The following is a 16,354-nucleotide window of genomic DNA, read 5'->3' on the forward strand; positions in this document are numbered from 1 at the left end:
GGGGTTCCTTGGGTTGCGGTGGAGAATCAGGGGGCAGGAGTGGACGCCGGGATACTGGGGCCGCTGAAGGCGGCCGACCGAGGGCAGTCGGTCCGGATCACCTCCGGTCAGCAGCGCACGCTGCTGGCTGCGCTGCTGCTCAGTGCCAACACCCTCGTCTCTCAGGACCAGCTGGTGGATGTCCTGTGGGACAGCAAGCCCCCGCGCAATGCCCATGCCGCGATGCGCACCTATGTGATGCGGCTGCGCCAGACACTCGGGGCGGAACTGGGGGCGCGCATCCTGACGCAGGCCGGTGGATACCTCCTCCAGGCGGAGCCGGAGGAGATCGATCTGCTGCACTGCGGTCTGCTCCATCGCGCGGCGCAGACGGCCGTCCGGCAGCGCGACTGGGCGTCGGCCGCCCGGGACCTGGAGCGGGCGCTCGCGCTGTGGCGGGGCGAGCCGCTCGTCGATGTCGCCTCCCAGCGGCTGCGTGAGCGGGAGCTTCCGGCGATCGGACAGCTGCGGCTGGATGTGCTGGAGCTGCACTACGAGGTGCAGCTGGCGCTCGGGGCCCACCAAGAGGTGCTGCGCGACCTGCAGGCCGCGGTCGACCGGCATCCCCTGCACGAACGGTTCTGTGCGCAGCTGATGACAGCACTGCATCTGAGCGGGCGGCGCAGCGACGCACTGGACGCCTACCAGGCCACCCGCCGGCGCCTGGCCGAGGAACTCGGTATCGATCCCGGCCAGGAGATGCGGCAGCTCCAGCAGCAGATCCTGGCCGATGCGGTGGTCGCGCCGTCCGGGCAGACCGATGCCCGGGCGGCTCCGGCACCCCGGGACGCCGCGCCCGAGCGGGAACGGCAGGAGCGTCCGGCACCGATCGTGCCGCGGCAACTGCCGGTTCCGGCGTCCCACTTCACGGGGCGGGAGGAGGAGCTCCGCAGCCTGGACGAGCTGCGGGCGGGCATGGGGGCGATACGGCGGGGCGCCGCGGTGGTGACGCTGGTGGGCACCGGCGGCATCGGGAAGACCGCACTGGCGGTGCACTGGGCCCATCAGGCGGCGGCGGAGTTCCCCGATGGTCAGCTCTTCGTGGACCTGCGGGGATTCGACCCGGCCGGGGATCCGCTCGCGCCGTCGCTGGCGGTACGGCGGCTGCTGGACGCCTTCGAGATTCCCGAGGAGCGGATACCGTCCGAGTTCGAGGCGCGGTGTGCGCTCTACCGCAGTGTGCTGGCGGAGCGGCGGGTGCTGCTGGTGCTGGACAACGCACGGGACGAGGAGCAGGTGCGGCCGCTGCTGCCGGCCGGGCCCGGCTGCATGGTGGTGGTCACCAGCAGACAGAAACTGCCCGGTCTGCTGACCGGTGACGCGGGTCTGAGCATCCATGTGGGCCTGCTCTCCCCGGCGGAGACCCGCAGTCTGTGTGAGCGGGTCCTGGGCCAGGAGCGGTTCGCCAGTGCCGGTGCGGCCGCCGACGCCATGATCGAGCTGTCCGGCCGGATACCGCTGACCACCCGTATCCTCCTGGCCAGCGCCAACGCCCAGCCGCGGCTGAGCATGCAGGAGGTCATCGGGCACTTCAAGGCCGTGCCCAGCCACCTCGACCGCTTCGAGACCGGTGATGCCAGGACGAGCGTGCGGACGGCGCTGATCGGCTCGTACCGCAATCTGGGCTCGCTCGGTGCGCGGCTGTTCCGTGCGCTCGGGCTCTACCGAGGGGACCGGATCGCGCTGCCCGCGGCCGCGGCGCTGGCCGGTCTGCCCGCGACGGAGGCGCACCGTGCGCTGGCCGAACTCACCCGGCATCACCTGGTGACCGTGGAGGGTCCCGGGCGCTATGCGATGCACGACATCGTCCGGGACTTCGCCTTCGAGCTGGCCCATCAGGACCCTGCGGAGGAGCGCGCCGCGGTCCGCGACCGGATCCTCACCTATTTCCTCCGCTCCGCCGAGGCCGCGGTGGCCCTCGCCGATCCCGCGGCGGTCCGCCGCTTCGAGGCGGTGGCACCGGCCCGCCGGCCGGATGTCACGGTCGAGGTCTTCGCCGACGCACCGGCCGCGCGCCAGTGGTTCGTGACGGAGCGGCATGCGATGCTCGCCCATCTGGCGCACGCCCGTGAGGACGGGTTCGCGGAGTTCGGCTGGCTGCTGGCCGAGCGGATGGGTGCCTTCATGCACCGTTCGGGGCACTGGCAGGAGTGGGCCTATGCGGCGCGGTGCGCCATGGCCGCCGCCGTCGCGCGGGCCGATCTCCGCGGGGAGGCGCTGGCCCAGCTCCAGCTCGGCTGGGCGAGCGATCTGATCGACCAGGGCGGCCGGACCGCGCATCCCCCTCTGGTCCGTGCCCTGGAACTGTACGAGCAGCTCGGCGACCCGGCCGGCCAGGCGCGGGCTCATCTGCGGCTGACCAGGTACTGCGGCCGGCGGGGACAGGAGGCCGCCTGCCGCGATCACGCGGGCCGGGCGCTGAAGCTGTTCCGGGCGGCCGGCGACCGGGACGGCGAGGCCGAGACGCTCAACGCGCTCGGGTGGCACTGCGTCGAGTTCGACGACCACCCCACCGCGACGACCAGCCTGCTGCGCTCGCTGCGGCTCTACCAGGAGCTGGGCAACCGGCACGGTGAGGCGGATGTGTGGGACAGCCTCGCCTGGGCCTACCACTACGCCGGGGAGTGCCGCGAGGCGCGGCGCTGCTACCTCCAGGCGATCGAGCTGGATGCGTCGCTGGACCAGCTCGGCAGCCGTCACAACCAGGCGCAGACCCTGATCCGCTGCGGTGAACTCCACCTGACGACAGGCGACTTGACCGCCGCCGCCGGCTTCTGGCGCCGGGCCGCGGCCATCCTGGAGGAGCTGGGTCTCCCGCAGGCGGTGGAACTGCGGGCCCGGATACGGTCGTTGGCGGCCGGCGACAGGTGAACACCCCGGTGGTGCGGGCGTGCGGGCGGGCGCTCACCGCGGGGGCCGGTCCGGGACGAGGAGCGCGGACCGGGTGTCACCGAAGCTCCGGAGGTTGGCGGGGAAGAGGCGTTGGCGGATGTCGATGTCGACGAGGCGGCCGAGCTTGTGGCCGACGCGGCGCAGGCTGCCGGTCCGGACGTAACCGGCCTCGGCGAACAGGCGGTGGGCGGCGAGGTTGGTCGAGGCGATCAGGGCCAGGGCGGTGGTGAGTCCGGCCTGTTCGGCATGGTGGGTGAGCGCCGTGCACAGGGCGCTCCCGATGCCGTTGCGCTGGTGCTGCGGGGCGACGCAGAGCGAGATTTCCGTGCTGGCGCGGTAGCCGTCGCCGGGGCCGAAGGGGCTGAGGGTGCCGTAGCCGACGAGTTCGGCGGCGCCCGAGGGGCCGGGGAGGTAGGCGCCCAGTGCCGGGGTGTGCGGGGCGCCGTGTGCGGTGATCCATGCCTCGGCCGACCGGACGGTGCGTTCGGCGGTGTCCATGGTGGCGTCGGTCTCGCGCACGGCATGGTTGTGGATCCGCGCCGCCGCCTCGGCGTCGGCGGTGGTCAGGGGGCGCAGCGCGATGGTGGTCATGGCGGTGGGTTCCTCAGGAGGTAGGGGGCCGCGGGCCGGTCTCTGTCAGACCGGGCGGGGTGCGCGGAGGGCCAGGGCCGTGGGTTCCCTCTCTGTGGGTTCCATCTCTATGGACAGCCGCCCCAGGAGGGTGTCCGCGGCCCGGTCCGCGGCGGGGGCGTTGTCGGCGCCCACGACCACCGAGCCCCGGCGGTCGCAGTTGGTGCGCAGCGGTCCGAGGCGGTCGCCGGGTGCCAGCGGGCACTCGGCGGCGAGCACTTCGGGGAGTGCGCCGAGGTGCTGCCAGCCGTGTACACCGCGGACCGTTCCGGGGGGCGACAGGGCGAAGCGCACGGCGGCGGCCCGGGTGGCGGGCGGGATCCGCGGGACGGTGCCCAGCAGGTCGTCCAGCCAGCTTCCGTACAGTTCGAAGCCGGGCCGGCACCATTCGAGCATCGCGTGGATCCAGCCGCCGCCCTGGCGGACATGCACCGCGCCGAGCACCACGCCCTCGGGCACGGTCCAGCACTCCACATGGAACGGCCCGCTGCGCAGCCCCAGCACCTGCAGCGCGGCGCGGACCTCGCCCCGGACCGCGTCTTCGGTCTCCGGCTCCAGGGGGGCCGGCATGGTGTGGCCGGCCTCGACGAAGGTGCCGGGTACGAGGTGCTTCCGGGTGACCGCCAGGATTTCCGGGCGGCCCGCGACGATCAGTCCCTCGACGCTGTACTCGGCGCCCTCCACCCAGGTCTCGACGAGCACCGGAGTGGTCCCGTCGGCCTCGGCGGCCCGGAACGCGGCGGGCAGCTGGGCGGGGTCGGTGACCTGGCTGACGCCCTCGCCGGCTGCCTTGCGGCGTGGTTTGACCACCACGCACCCCTCCGCGCGCAGCAGGTCCTCCGCCTGCTCGGGCCGGGTGCACAGCTGGAGACGCGGCTGGCGGAACCCGTGCCGGCGCAGGTAGTCGCGACATCGGTCCTTCGTCCGTACCCGCCGGACCGCCGTCGGCGGGTTGCCGGACAGCCCCAGGGCATCGGCCACGGCCGCCACGGATTCGACCGCGTACTCGCGGAAGCCCATCACGGCGTCGAACCGCGCGTTCTGGGCCCCGGCCCAGGCGGTGCAGTCCGCGGCATCCGCGAAGTCGAGGGTGTGCACCTCGTCCGCGAGGACGGTGAGTTCGGGGGCGGCGGCGAGGTTCTCGGCCCGGTCGGTCAGGACGATACGGGTGCCCCGGGCGCGCAGCTGGTTCAGGGCGCGGAGCGGGATGTCGTAGCCGTGGCCCGCGCTGCGCGGAGCGGCGCCGCCGAGGATCAGGGTCGTGGTCGCGCAGGCGGTGCTCTCTGGGCTCATACGGGGATCAGTCCTTCGGCGGCGAGTCGGTCGAGGGCCCCGGGATCGGCGAGAGCACCCGGGTCTGGTGAGCGGGAGGGGCCGGGCGTCGCTCAGGCGAGGGCGAGCTCGCTCCAGAGCAGCAGGGCGAAGAGGGCCATGACCAGGGAGGAGGCGCGGGCGATCCACAGCCGTCCGCGCCGGGTCAGCCGTCGGCGGATGGCGAGGGCCGCGGTGCCCAGCAGGGTGAACCACACCAGGGAGGCCAGCACGCAGCCGCCGGCGAACCACACGCGGGCCGCCCCGTTGCGGGCGATGCCGACGGCGCCGATCACGCCCACGGTGTCGAGGATGGCGTGCGGGTTGAGGAGCGAGACGCCCATGGCCCGGGTGACCGTCCGGCGCACCGTAAGGGTCTGCTCCGCTTCCGGTGCGTCGAGGCCGGCGGCGTCCGGACCGCGCAGGTTCTGCCAGGCGAGATACAGCAGATATCCGCCGCCGGCGGCCATCAGGACGGTGCGCAGGGCGGCGTGTCCGGCGAAGAGCGTGCCCAGTCCCAGGGAGCCGGCCGTGATGAGGAGGGCGTCGCAGCCGGTGGTGGCGAGGGTGGCGTAGAAGACGCGGGGGGCGCCGAGCGAGATGCCCTGCTGCACGATGAAGAGGTTCTGTGCGCCGATCGGCATGATCAGGCCGAGTCCCAGCAGCAGCCCGGCCAGCAGTTCGTTCAGGGCCTGGCCGGGGATCACAGGATCACCCGGGAGGCGGCGTGTGCCCGCTGGTCGCGGGAGCGGCGCAGGTCCGCGGTGACGGTGATCTTCTTCAGCCAGCGGTCGGTGCCGTCGTAGCGCGCCGTGAAGCTCTGCCGCCCGTGGACGGCGCGGTAGTTGTCGATGAGCAGGATCTCGCCGGGGTGGACCGCGACCGTCTGCTGTGCCCGGTCGAGTTCGCCGGTGAGGTTCTTCAGGGCCGGTTCGGCGGCGGTGTCCCCGGGCAGGCAGCGCATGTAGACGGGGTCGATCCGCAGATACGGGGAGTCCTGGGCGCCGAAGAGCACGGCCACCGGCTCCGGTTCGTCGCGCATGCGGCGCATTCTCGCCAGGCCGGGGTGGTGGGGGTCGAGTGCGGCCGACTGCCGGAGGTGTTCGTCGTCGGGGAGGATGTGAAATCGCTTCTCGGCGAGGATCGCGCGGTCCTGCGCGCTCAGCCGGACATCGCGGACCGACGCCAGCGTGGTGCCGATGGCGTCGTGGTTGCGCATGCCCATCAGGAGCAAGTGGTCGCAGCGGTAGGGGTGGAAGCCGTCCTCGGTGTGCCATTCGAGCGTCACCTGGCCGTGTCCGTTCTGCTCGGCCTCCTCGCCGGCGATCGGCAGCACATTCTGGATCATGCGGCCCTGTTGCAGGGTGGACCAGGTGAAGGGCTCGCCCAACGCGAGCCCCACGAGGGCCAGATACGCCTCTTCGCGGCGTCCGGCGGGCGAGGCCGCGGCGGCGCGCCAGTGGGCGGGGGTGGGCCCGATGGCGGCGTCGTCGACGGGGAGTCCGCGGACGATCGCCGCCGCGGCCGGTTCCTCGGTGCGGAAGGTGTACAGGAAGCGCCGCAGCCCGGCGGGCAGCCGGGTGGTCAGTTCCTTGCCTTCGCGGTAAAAGGCTTCGCCGCCGGGGTCGGCGGCTCCGGCGGTGAAGGTGTCGTGGGCGATGTCGTCCAGAAGCTCCTCGATCTCCTGGAGTTCACCGGGGTCGAGGTCGTAGACGGCCGGGGCGTCCACCTGCGGCATGGCTTTCCCTTCTTCGGGCCCGGACGTCACGTGCCTCCGGAGCGTTCGCGAAAAGCTTCCAGTGAGGCTGTATCAGCGCCGTAACACCGCCGTAGCGGCCGCCCGGACGAGAAGGCGGACTGACGAATTCCGGGATAGGGAGTTGACCGAGGCGCTCGTTTCCTGTCACGCTTTTCCGGCGGCACAGCTGTGTCCGCTTGCGCTCCGGCCGGCGGTTATCTCCCGCCGGCCGCTGTATTCCCCGGCCGTACAAGGCCCTCCGATGCCTCTCCCGGCGTCTTTGTCTTCGTCTTTGTCTTTGTGGCAGTCCCCCCGCGCTTTCCCCTTGCCGCGGAACTGCCCCTCCGTGGCCGGGCCTGGTGCCCGCCCCCTTTGTCGTCGGCAGATGTCTGCCCTGTGGCGGACGTCTGCCGGATCTCAGCTTCCGGACGGAGTCCACTGTGTCCCACCGCGCTGCCCTGACCCCGCAAATGCTGCAGTACGCCGAGAAGTTCGACGACCGAGGCGATATCCGCTGGCTGCCCTATCTGATGTACTTCCACGCCGCCGGGCACCGCTCGGAGGTCGTCAACACCGACAGCCTGGGTTTCCGCCTGTCGCAGGGCCCGGACGGGCAGAAATCGGCCGTCGCCGAGCACCTTCCCGAGGGACCCGTACGGCTGCTCGCCGGCAGTTCCACCGCCTTCGGCATCGGCGCTTCGGCCGACCGGCACACCCTCCCGTCGTACCTGTGGTCCAAGCACGCGTCGTCCCTGCCCTGGCTCAACTTCGCCGGCCGAAGCCACAACTCCACCCAGGAGTTGCTGCTCTTCCTCCTCCACCGGCATCTGCTGCCCCAGGTCGACGAGATCGTCCTGTTCTCCGGCTTCAACAACCTGGGCCTGAGCCGGCTGCCGGCCTCCGTCCGCGGTGACCACGGCGCCTTCTTCAACTGCAACGACTTCTACGGCCAGATGGAGGAACTGCGCGCCAAGAACCGCAAGGGCTCCGGCTTCGGCCTGTTCGGCGGCCGCCGCGGGGCGGGCCCGGCCGCCCCTGCGCAGGACCGGACGCTGCCCGAGCTGGCCGAGCAGATCGACCTCGCCAGCGAACTGACGTTGCGTCATCTGGATTCCTGGCGCATCCTCGCCGAGGGCATGGGAGCCAAGCTCACCTACGTCCTCCAGCCGCTGGCCACCTGGGTCCGGGAGGAGCCGGCGCCCCAGGAACGCCTGCTGTTCCAGGAGCTCGATGCGCTCTCCGACTTCGGCGCCGTCTACGGTGACATCTCCTCGATGAGCGCACGGGAGTCGTACTCCAAGGAGCTCCAGACCGGCTGCGAGCGGCTGGGTGTGAACTACCTCGATCTCAACCCGGTCCTGGCCGACGCGCTCGGCCCCAAGGACTGGATCTTCGTCGACCGGATCCACTTCACCGACGAAGGCCATGACCTCGTCGCCGGACTGCTCGCCCGGCACCTCGGCCTGTCCTGATCCGGTACCGCGGCCGTACCGAGGCCGTACCGACCGGTACCTCACCGCCGTACCGAACCGGTAATTCCTCCGTCCGGTAATTCCTCCGTAGCGAAAGGCATTCCCATGGCATTCCTGCGCAAGCTCATCGACAAGCTGTTCCGCCGCAAGCCCAAGCGCAAGAACGACGCGTCCATCTACCCCATGTTCTGAGCCGGGTGCACCGCTGCCAGCACCCCCGGAACACCTGAGAGAAGAGGTCGTACGTGTCCGCCGTCTCCGTGCCCACACCAGCCGAGCCGACGACCAGCACGCTCACCCCCCGCACCGCCTACCTGCGGGCCACGGACGCCGAGGCCGGGCTCCCCGGCGGGCGCCTCCTGGAGCAGATACGCGCCGAACTCCGGCGCACCACGGTCCCGGACGACACCCTGGACGCCCTCGTCGTCCGGGCCGCACAGTGGTCCGCCGACGAGAGCATCCGGTTCGGGGACCTGACCGGTCACTTTCCCGAGGAAACGGACCGGGCCGTACTGGTCCGCCGGATCGCCCTGGGCTGCGCCCCGCTGGCCCTGCACTCCGGTGCCTGGCTGCAGTGGCTGAGCAGCTCCGGCAACGGCGACGACCCCACCGTCCTGCGCATGCTCGCGCTCTACGCCTACGACGTCGGCGTCGGCAATCCGCACGCGTCGCGGGGCGACGCCTATCTCGCGCTGCTGCGTCACCTCAAGCTGTCCGAGAACGCGGTCCCCGCCGGCCGGCTCGGCGGTGACCAGCGGGTCGGTGACGGGCACTTCGTCCTGCCCGCCCTGCTCCTGACCATGAGCCGGCGGCCGGAGGACTTCACACCGGAGATCCTCGGCGCCGATCTGTGCCTGCGCGCGGTGGGCCTGCTGCCGGCCCTGACGCTGCTCCGCAAGGAACTGCCCACCGCCGCCGGCTGGGACGTCATCGACCCGGCCACCGGCCGGGGCGAGAACGGGGAGTCCGCCCTCGCCCTGTGCCGCGCCACCGTGGACAGCCTGATCGCCACGGACGGCCCGGACGCCGCGGACGCCGTGCGGCTGGGCTTCCGCTGGACGTTCTCCTGCCTGACCCAGTGGAGCGAGCGCCTGCACGCGGAGCTCGACACGGCGCGCAGCCCCGCCTTCGAGATGGCCGAACTGATGCGGCTGCGCTCACGGGAGGGGGCGGTCTACCACCAGACGTTCCAGCTGGACGGCAGGCCGCTGGCCCACTGGCTGCGGGAGTGCGCGACCGACCCGTACCCGATGCTCGACGCGCTGTCCCGCAGCCGTCTGGTCAAGCCCGGACGGCCGGAGAAGAGCCCGCTGGTCACCGGTCTGGTCAGCGAACGCGGGCGGATGTTCCGGGTGTTCTCGCCCGAGGACCTGGCGGTGGTCCGCCGCTGGATCGGTTCCCTGGCCACGCCCGCCGACGGCGATACGGGCGGCGGGCGCACCCCCCACCGCGCGCTGCCCGCCCCGCCCCGGCTGGACCTGTCCGCCTGGGACGCCGGCGCGGACGAGACGGACCGGGCTCCGGCGGACCTGCGGGAGGCCTACCACGCGCTGCTGCGCCGTACCGGAGGTCCGGCGCTGCGCCAGTGGGCCACCACGTATGTGCACGGCTGGCTCGGGCGTTCCCGGCACGGCATCGACCGCAGTGAGATGCCGCTGCCCGAACGGTGGACTCCGCGCGGGCTGCGCGGCTGGCTGGCCGAGATGCACGACCAGCACAGCGAGGAGTTCGAGCGCGACGGCGCACAGGATCTGCCCGAGCGCGAGGCGCTGATCGACGCGACGGTGCAGCAGGCACCGCTGACGCTGATCGACGGCGCCTGGATCCAGGGCTTCACCGACTACGCCCATGCCTCCTCCCAGATCGGGCACTCGCTGTTCGATACGTACTGGGACGAGCTGGGCAACGGGGAGGCGCATCTCAACCACCCGCTGATCTACCGCGAGGTACTCGGCGAGATGGACGTGGACCTGCCGCCCACGGCCAGCCGCGCCTTCGCCCAGTGGGAGGGCTTCCGGGACGCGTCCTTCGAACTCCCCGTGTACTGGCTGAGCATCGGGCGGTTCCCGCAGACCTTCCTGCCGGAGGTCCTGGGGCTGAACCTGGCCATGGAGCTCTCCGGGGTCGGCGGAAGCTACCGGCGGGCCCGGCTGGCGCTCAAGCAGTACGGCTTCAGCACCCGCTTCGTCGACATCCACAACACTGTCGACAACGTGGCAACCGGACACTCCGCATGGGCCGCCGACGCCATCGACACTTATCTGTCGTCGATCACCGCCTCCCAGGGCGAGGGCGCGCTGGGACCGGCCTGGGAGCGCATCCGGACCGGCTACCGCTCCCTGAACCCGCCGTCGGGTTTTCTCGCGCGGAAGGCGGGCCGCCGCGCGGCTCACCTCGCGTCGCGGTCGAAGGCCGGCCGCTGACCGCCCGCACCGTCGTATCTCCTCCCTCTCGGACTCTCTTTCAGGAGCATCCCCATGTCTGATCTGGTGCTGGGCATCTCCGCCTACTACCACGACAGCGCTGCCGCGCTGGTCGCCGACGGCGTCCCGGTGGCCGCCGCCCAGGAGGAAAGGTTCAGCCGCGTCCGGCACGACTCCGCCTTTCCGCGCCTGGCGGTGGAGTACTGCCTGCGCGAGGCCGGTGTCACCCTCGACGACGTCTCGGCCGTCGCCTACTACGAGGACCCGGCGCTGAAGTTCCGTCGCGTCCTGACCACCTTCGCCGGAGCGGCTCCCACCGGGTTCGCCTCCTTCCGCGACACCCTGCCGGCGTGGCTGTCCTGGAAGCGGCGCACCGCGGACGTGGTGCGCGGGCAGCTGGCCGAGCTCGGGGCGGGACGGGTGCCGCCGCTGGACATCCGCCGCCACCACGAGTCGCACGCCGCCTCCGCGTTCCTCCCCAGCCCCTACGAGTCCGCCGCGGTGCTGTGCATCGACGGGGTCGGCGAATGGGCCACCACAACCCTGTGGCACGGGAAGGACACCGGGATCACCCCGGTCTCGGAGATCCGCTTCCCCCACTCGCTCGGGCTGCTCTACTCGGCGTTCACCTACTTCTGCGGCTTCAAGGTGGACTCCGGCGAGTACAAGCTGATGGGTCTGGCGCCGTACGGGAAGCCCCGCTACGCGCAGCTCATCAAGGACAAGCTGATCGACATCAAGCCCGACGGCTCGTTCCGCCTGGACATGCGCTACTTCGAGTATCTGCGCGGCCAGGTCATGACCGGGCGCGGCTTCGAGCAGCTCTTCGGGGGGCCGCGGCGCGCCCCGGAAGGCCCGCTCACCGAGCGGGAGTTCGATCTCGCGGCGTCGGTGCAGCAGGTGACCGAAGAGGTCGTCGTCCTGCTCGCCCGGCACGCCCGCGAGGTCACCGGTGAACGGCACCTGGTGCTGGCCGGCGGTGTGGCGCTGAACTGTGTCGCCAACGGCAAGATCATCAAGGAGAAGATCTTCGACGAGGTGTGGATCCAGCCGGCGGCGGGGGACGCCGGCGGCGCGCTGGGCGCGGCGCTGGTCGTCGCCGCGGAGCGCGGGGCGCCACGCGACCACCTGGCGACCGGCGGTGACGGTATGTCGGGATCGCTGCTCGGGCCCGGGTTCAGCGACGAGGAGATCGTCGCCTACCTGGACGGCCAGGGCGCTCCGTACACCCTGCTGTCGTCCGAGGACCTCCACTCGCAGGTCGCCGAGGGGCTTGCGGAGGGCAAGATCGTGGGATGGTTCCAGGGCCGGATGGAGTTCGGCCCGCGCGCTCTGGGAGCCCGTTCCATCATCGGGGACCCGCGCGACCCGGCGATGCAGTCCGCGATGAACCTCAAGATCAAGTTCCGGGAGTCCTTCCGGCCGTTCGCCCCGGCGGTGCTCGCCGAGGACGCCAAGGAATACTTCAACATCGACCAGCCGAGCCCCTACATGCTCGTGGTCACCGACATCTCGCCCGGCCAGCGCATCGAGGCCGCCGACACCGCCGAGGCCGCCGGTCTCGACCTGCTGAAGATCCCCCGGTCGACGATCCCCGCGGTCACCCATGTCGACCATTCGGCCCGCGTGCAGACCGTCACCGAGACCAGCAACGCGCCCTTCCAGCGGCTGCTGACCGCCTTCAAGGAGCGGACCGGCTGCCCGGTCCTGGTCAACACGTCCTTCAACGTCCGTGGCGAGCCGATCGTGGCCTCGCCCGCCGAGGCCTACGCCTGCTTCATGCGGACCAACATCGACCTGCTCGCCCTCGGCAACGTCCTTCTGCACAAGGAGGACCAGCCGGAATGGCACGAAGAGGGCGACTGGCGCGAGGCCATCCCGCTCGACTGACCTCTCACCGCCGGCGCACCCCTGCGCACCGCTCCCTGCCACGCCTCACGAAAGGAACGACATGTCCACCACGACGACCCAGGAGAACACCATGTCCCCGATCCAGGACCGGATCCTGCTGCTGCTCTGCCCCGAGGCCGACACCGTCACCTGGTGCCAGACCGCCGAGGAGTTCACCCGCTCGATCTTCCCCAACGTCGAGGCCATCTACTGGGCCCCGGGCGACCCGTACCCCGCCGAGCTCGACGCCTGGGAGGGCGAGTGGATCATCTCCTTCCGCGGCGATCTGATCGTCCCCGAGCGCGTCTACACCAAGGCCAAGAAGGGCGCCCTCAACTGCCACCCCTGCCCGCCGCACTTCCGCGGGCTGGGCGGCCACATCTACGCCATCTACGAGAACCACGAGACCTTCGGCTCCACCTTCCACCACATGGCCAAGTCGGTCGACACCGGCCAGATCATCGACGTCAAGCGCTTCGCCATCGCCCCCAACGAGACCGCCACCTCCCTGCGCCACCACGTCGGCGCCGTCTCCCTGGCCCAGTACTTCGAGCTGGTCTCGCAGTACATCGCCAAGGGCGTACCGCTGCCCACCTCGACGGAGAACTGGGGCGAGAAGCTCTTCACCAGCAAGGCACTGGCGAAGTGGATAGAGGAGAAGAAGGCGGTCGAGCCCGACCACCGGTGCTTCCGGTGATCCTCCAGAGCCAGTACGCGCTCTTCGCCCTCACCTTCGCGGCCTCGGCGGCGGCTCCGGGACCGGAGATCGCCGCCCTGCTGGGACGGCAGCTGTCGGGTGGCATCCCGCGCAGCGTCCCCCTGGCGCTGGGCATCGCCACCGGCAAGCTGCTCATGCTCACCGCCGCGATCGGGGGCCTCGCCGCCCTCGCCGCGGGCATGGGCCCGGCGTTCTCCGTCCTCCAGTACTGCGGCGCCCTGTATCTCGTCTGGCTCGGCGTCAAACGGTGGCGCCGCGCCGGCAACGCCGTGGTGGCCGAGGAATCGGACGAGAAGCCACGACTGCTGCCCGATCTGTCCCTGGGCCTGGCGATGACCCTGTCCAACCCCATCGCGCTCGCCTTCTACCTGGCCCTGCTGCCCGGTGTCATCGACATGGCGAACGTGGGTGTCCAGCAGTACCTCCTGCTGGCCGGCATCCTCCTGACCGTCGTCGTGCTCGTGGTGCTGGCCTACGGTCTGCTCGCGGAAGCGGCGCGCAAGGCGTTCGCCGGCGCCCGGTCCAAGATCTGGATCGACCGCATCGCGGGATGCATGTTCATCGCCGCCGGAGCGCTGGTAGCCCTGCGCTGAGCCGTCCGCCGTCGTCCGAAGCCGCCTGAAGCCCGACCGTCCGAAGCCGCCGCGGCCGTCCGCCGATCCGTCGCGGACGGCCGCGGCCGGCCCCCAGACCCCGACCACCCCCAGCACCCCACCGCCCCCCAGACCCCCAGACCCCCGAAACCGGCCCTCATCAGCAGAAAGGAGTGCCCATGTCACTGGTCAGCGTGCACAACGAATGGGACCCCCTCGAAGAAGCCATCGTCGGCATCGCCGACGGAGCCCGCGTCCCCTCCCCCGACCGCGGGCTCTTCGCGATCGACTACGCCGACGACGTCCAACACCTGGCGGACATCCCCAGCGGCCCGTACCACCCACGGGTCATCGAGGAGGCCAACGAGGACCTCGAGGGATTCGTCGCGCTGCTCCGCGGCGAAGGCGTGACGGTACGCCGGCCCTCGGCCACCGATCACACCAAGCCGTTCGGCACCCCCGACTGGACCGCGGACGGCGAGTACAACTACTGCCCGCGGGACGTTCTGCTGACCGTCGGACAGACCGTCATCGAAGTCCCCATGACGCTGCGCACCCGGTACTTCGAGCCGTTCGCCTACCGGGAGATCCTGCTGGACTACTTCGACAGCGGAGCGAAGTGGTTCTCCGCCCCGAAGCCACAGCTGCCCGACAGCACCTACCGCGTGGCGCCGGAGTCCGGCCCGGTGCTCGCCAACCACGAGCCGGTGTTCGACGCCGCCAACGTCCTGCGGCTCGGCCGGGACATCCTCTACCAGGTCTCCTGCAGCGGCAACGAGTACGGATACCGCTGGCTGCAGCGTGTCCTGGGGGACGAGTACCGCGTCCATGCCCTCTCCGGCGTGTACGACGGAACGCATATCGACACCACCATCACGCCCGTACGGCCCGGCCTGGTCGTACTGAACCCGGAACGCGTCCGCGAGGACCAGCTCCCGCCCGTCTTCAAGAACTGGGACATCATCTGGACCCCGGAGATGGCCGACACCGGGTACTCCGGGCCCTTCCCCCGGGGTTCCCTCTGGATGGGCATGAACTTCGTCATGGTCAATCCGGATCTCGCCGTGGTCGGCGAAACCCAGCTGCCGCTCATCCGCGCACTCGAGAAGCACGGTGTCACCGTGGCCCCGCTCCGGCTGCGGCATCCGCGCACGCTCAGCGGCGGATTCCACTGCGTCTCCCTGGACGTCCGGCGGCGCGGCGGGCTCGAGGACTACAGCTGAGCGAGGCCCGACATGGCGTATCTCTCCCTGATCCTGTTTGTGATCGCGACCTGCGGCACACCGGGTCCGAACAACAACATGATCATGTCCTCCGGCGTCTCCCACGGCTTCCGGCGCAGCATTCCGCATGTGGTGGGAATCAACATCGGTTTTCCCGTCATGGTGATCGCCATCGGCTTCGGCCTCGACGGCATCCTCAAGGACTATCCCGTCATCTACGACGTCCTGCGTCCCGTCGGAGCCGCCTACCTGCTCTACCTCGCCTACCGGATCGCCGTCTCCCCGGTGGGTGAACAGAAAGAGGCCGAGGCGAAGCCGCTCACGTTCCTGCAGAGCGCCCTGTTCCAGTGGGTCAATCCCAAGTCATGGGTCATGGCGGTCGGCGCGGTCACCACCTACGCGACGGGCGCCGGCGGCGATGCCGTATGGAACATCGTCGCCGTCTCCGTCATCTTCCTGGTGTTCGGGACCCCCTGCACCGTCTCCTGGCTCGCGATCGGCGTCGCGCTCAAGCGGGTGCTGTCCAAGCCCCTCCAGTTCCGCATCTTCAACGTGGCCATGGCTGTGCTGCTGGCCGTGTCCCTGATCCCCGTACTCGGCGAGATCATCGCCGACCTGCAAAAGATCACGTCTTGACCAGCACGTCTTGACCAGCACGTCTTGCCCAACACCGTCTTGACCGTCACCTCTTAACAACAAGATCCACAAGAGAAGTGAGAGTGAGTCCGTGCGCACAGCACTCCTTGCCTTCCTCTACGCCTTCGTGGTCACGCCCATCGGTCTGCTCCGCCGACTGGTCCGCGATCCGCTCAGCCGGCGCTGGGACCCACGGGCCCACACGTACTGGACGCCCAGCGCGGCCCGGACCCGCTAGCGCGTCTCCGCGCAGCGCGGCCAGCCGCGGACGAGGGTGGTTCGGGCCACCCTCGTCCGCTCCACGACAGAAGTGAGCAGGTGCACTGATGAAGACCGGGAAATCGGAAACCGGGATACCTGCCGCGTCAGGAACCCGCATCCCCGCCGTACTCGTCCTGGAGGACGGCCGCACCTTCCGCGGCCGTGCCTACGGGGCCGTGGGGGAGACCTTCGGCGAAGCGGTGTTCTCCACCGGCCCAACTGGCGCGCCAAGCGCTCGCTCGACGCGGAACTCGCCGCTCAGAACATCGTCGGCATCTCCGGCATCGACACCCGGGCCCTCACCCGCCACCTGCGCGAGCAGGGCGCCATGCGGTCCGGCATCTTCTCCGGCGAGGCACTGGCCCGGGAGGCCGAACTCGTCGCCCGCGTCCGGGCGCAGCCCCCTATGAAGGGCGCAAGCCTGTATGAGGAGGTCGCCACCAAGGAGGCGTATGTCGTCCCGGCGATCGGGGAGAAGAGGTTCACGGTCGCCGCGGTCGATCTGGGTATCAAGGGCATGACGCCGCA

13 protein-coding genes and 1 pseudogene are annotated in these 16,354 nt (G+C 70.7%); 10 read left to right on the forward strand and 4 right to left on the reverse strand.

What is annotated here, in order from left to right; all coding sequences use genetic code 11:
• The first annotated feature begins 39 nt into the window (after positions 1–39).
• Positions 40–2,910, forward strand: coding sequence for an AfsR/SARP family transcriptional regulator (locus ADL29_RS14135; protein ID WP_053923990.1), 2,871 nt, complete (start codon positions 40–42; stop codon positions 2,908–2,910).
• 33 nt (positions 2,911–2,943) lie between these two features.
• On the opposite strand, the gene ADL29_RS14140 is transcribed toward ADL29_RS14135, so the two are convergent.
• From ADL29_RS14140 to gntD, 4 genes are all read right to left on the reverse strand, one after another.
• Positions 2,944–3,522 (reverse strand): GNAT family N-acetyltransferase, encoded by a 579-nt coding sequence (locus tag ADL29_RS14140; RefSeq protein WP_053923991.1) that lies wholly within the window; start codon positions 3,520–3,522, stop codon positions 2,944–2,946.
• Positions 3,523–3,567: 45 nt separating this feature from the next.
• Positions 3,568–4,854, reverse strand: coding sequence for an ATP-grasp domain-containing protein (locus ADL29_RS14145; protein WP_053923992.1), 1,287 nt, complete (start codon positions 4,852–4,854; stop codon positions 3,568–3,570).
• Positions 4,855–4,946: 92 nt separating this feature from the next.
• A complete protein-coding gene (locus ADL29_RS14150) occupies positions 4,947–5,579 on the reverse strand; it encodes a LysE/ArgO family amino acid transporter (protein ID WP_053923993.1) in 633 nt (210 codons plus the stop codon).
• Complete coding sequence (gene gntD, locus ADL29_RS14155) at positions 5,576–6,610, reverse strand: guanitoxin biosynthesis L-enduracididine beta-hydroxylase GntD (protein WP_053923994.1); 1,035 nt, start codon at positions 6,608–6,610, stop codon at positions 5,576–5,578. Before gntD ends, ADL29_RS14150 begins: the two co-directional genes overlap by 4 nt.
• A gap of 440 nt (positions 6,611–7,050) precedes the next feature.
• Here gntD and ADL29_RS14160 point away from each other — a divergent pair, with 440 nt between their 5' ends.
• The 9 genes and pseudogenes from ADL29_RS14160 to ADL29_RS40995 form a co-directional block, all read left to right on the forward strand.
• Positions 7,051–8,082 (forward strand): SGNH/GDSL hydrolase family protein, encoded by a 1,032-nt coding sequence (locus tag ADL29_RS14160; protein WP_053923995.1) that lies wholly within the window; start codon positions 7,051–7,053, stop codon positions 8,080–8,082.
• 245 nt (positions 8,083–8,327) lie between these two features.
• A complete protein-coding gene (locus ADL29_RS14165; protein WP_078970979.1) occupies positions 8,328–10,505 on the forward strand; it encodes an iron-containing redox enzyme family protein in 2,178 nt (725 codons plus the stop codon).
• A 54-nt stretch (positions 10,506–10,559) separates the two neighbouring features.
• Positions 10,560–12,395, forward strand: a complete 1,836-nt coding sequence (locus tag ADL29_RS14170) for a carbamoyltransferase family protein (protein ID WP_053923996.1) — start codon at positions 10,560–10,562, stop codon at positions 12,393–12,395.
• Positions 12,396–12,456: 61 nt separating this feature from the next.
• Entirely contained in the window at positions 12,457–13,092 is a 636-nt protein-coding gene (locus ADL29_RS14175) for a formyltransferase family protein (protein ID WP_046925543.1), read from the forward strand.
• On the forward strand, positions 13,089–13,706 hold the full coding sequence (locus ADL29_RS14180; RefSeq protein ID WP_209004360.1) for a LysE family translocator: 618 nt from the start codon (positions 13,089–13,091) through the stop codon (positions 13,704–13,706). The genes ADL29_RS14175 and ADL29_RS14180 overlap by 4 nt, the downstream gene beginning before the upstream one ends.
• Before the next feature lie 179 nt (positions 13,707–13,885).
• The gene (locus ADL29_RS14185) at positions 13,886–14,929 is read left to right on the forward strand and encodes an inosamine-phosphate amidinotransferase 1 (RefSeq protein WP_053923997.1); all 1,044 of its coding nucleotides are present in this window, start codon (positions 13,886–13,888) and stop codon (positions 14,927–14,929) included.
• Positions 14,930–14,941: 12 nt separating this feature from the next.
• Complete coding sequence (locus tag ADL29_RS14190; RefSeq protein WP_053923998.1) at positions 14,942–15,565, forward strand: LysE family translocator; 624 nt, start codon at positions 14,942–14,944, stop codon at positions 15,563–15,565.
• A gap of 91 nt (positions 15,566–15,656) precedes the next feature.
• The gene (locus tag ADL29_RS44105; protein WP_169795228.1) at positions 15,657–15,803 is read left to right on the forward strand and encodes a hypothetical protein; all 147 of its coding nucleotides are present in this window, start codon (positions 15,657–15,659) and stop codon (positions 15,801–15,803) included.
• A gap of 88 nt (positions 15,804–15,891) precedes the next feature.
• A pseudogene (locus ADL29_RS40995) lies at positions 15,892–16,354 on the forward strand (carbamoyl-phosphate synthase domain-containing protein); the annotation flags it as partial.

Source organism: Streptomyces chattanoogensis, assembly GCF_001294335.1.
Taxonomy (GTDB): Bacteria; Actinomycetota; Actinomycetes; order Streptomycetales; family Streptomycetaceae; genus Streptomyces; species Streptomyces chattanoogensis.

What these genes read in the sequence shown, in the direction of transcription:
- ADL29_RS14175 (WP_046925543.1), top strand. Translation starts at nt 12,457, where the DNA reads ATGTCCACCACGACGACCCAGGAGAACACCATGTCCCCGATCCAGGAC.
- ADL29_RS14140 (WP_053923991.1), bottom strand. Translation starts at nt 3,522, where the DNA reads ATGACCACCATCGCGCTGCGCCCCCTGACCACCGCCGACGCCGAGGCG.
- gntD (WP_053923994.1), bottom strand. Translation starts at nt 6,610, where the DNA reads ATGCCGCAGGTGGACGCCCCGGCCGTCTACGACCTCGACCCCGGTGAA.
- ADL29_RS14185 (WP_053923997.1), top strand. Translation starts at nt 13,886, where the DNA reads ATGTCACTGGTCAGCGTGCACAACGAATGGGACCCCCTCGAAGAAGCC.
- ADL29_RS14190 (WP_053923998.1), top strand. Translation starts at nt 14,942, where the DNA reads ATGGCGTATCTCTCCCTGATCCTGTTTGTGATCGCGACCTGCGGCACA.
- ADL29_RS14145 (WP_053923992.1), bottom strand. Translation starts at nt 4,854, where the DNA reads ATGAGCCCAGAGAGCACCGCCTGCGCGACCACGACCCTGATCCTCGGC.
- ADL29_RS14170 (WP_053923996.1), top strand. Translation starts at nt 10,560, where the DNA reads ATGTCTGATCTGGTGCTGGGCATCTCCGCCTACTACCACGACAGCGCT.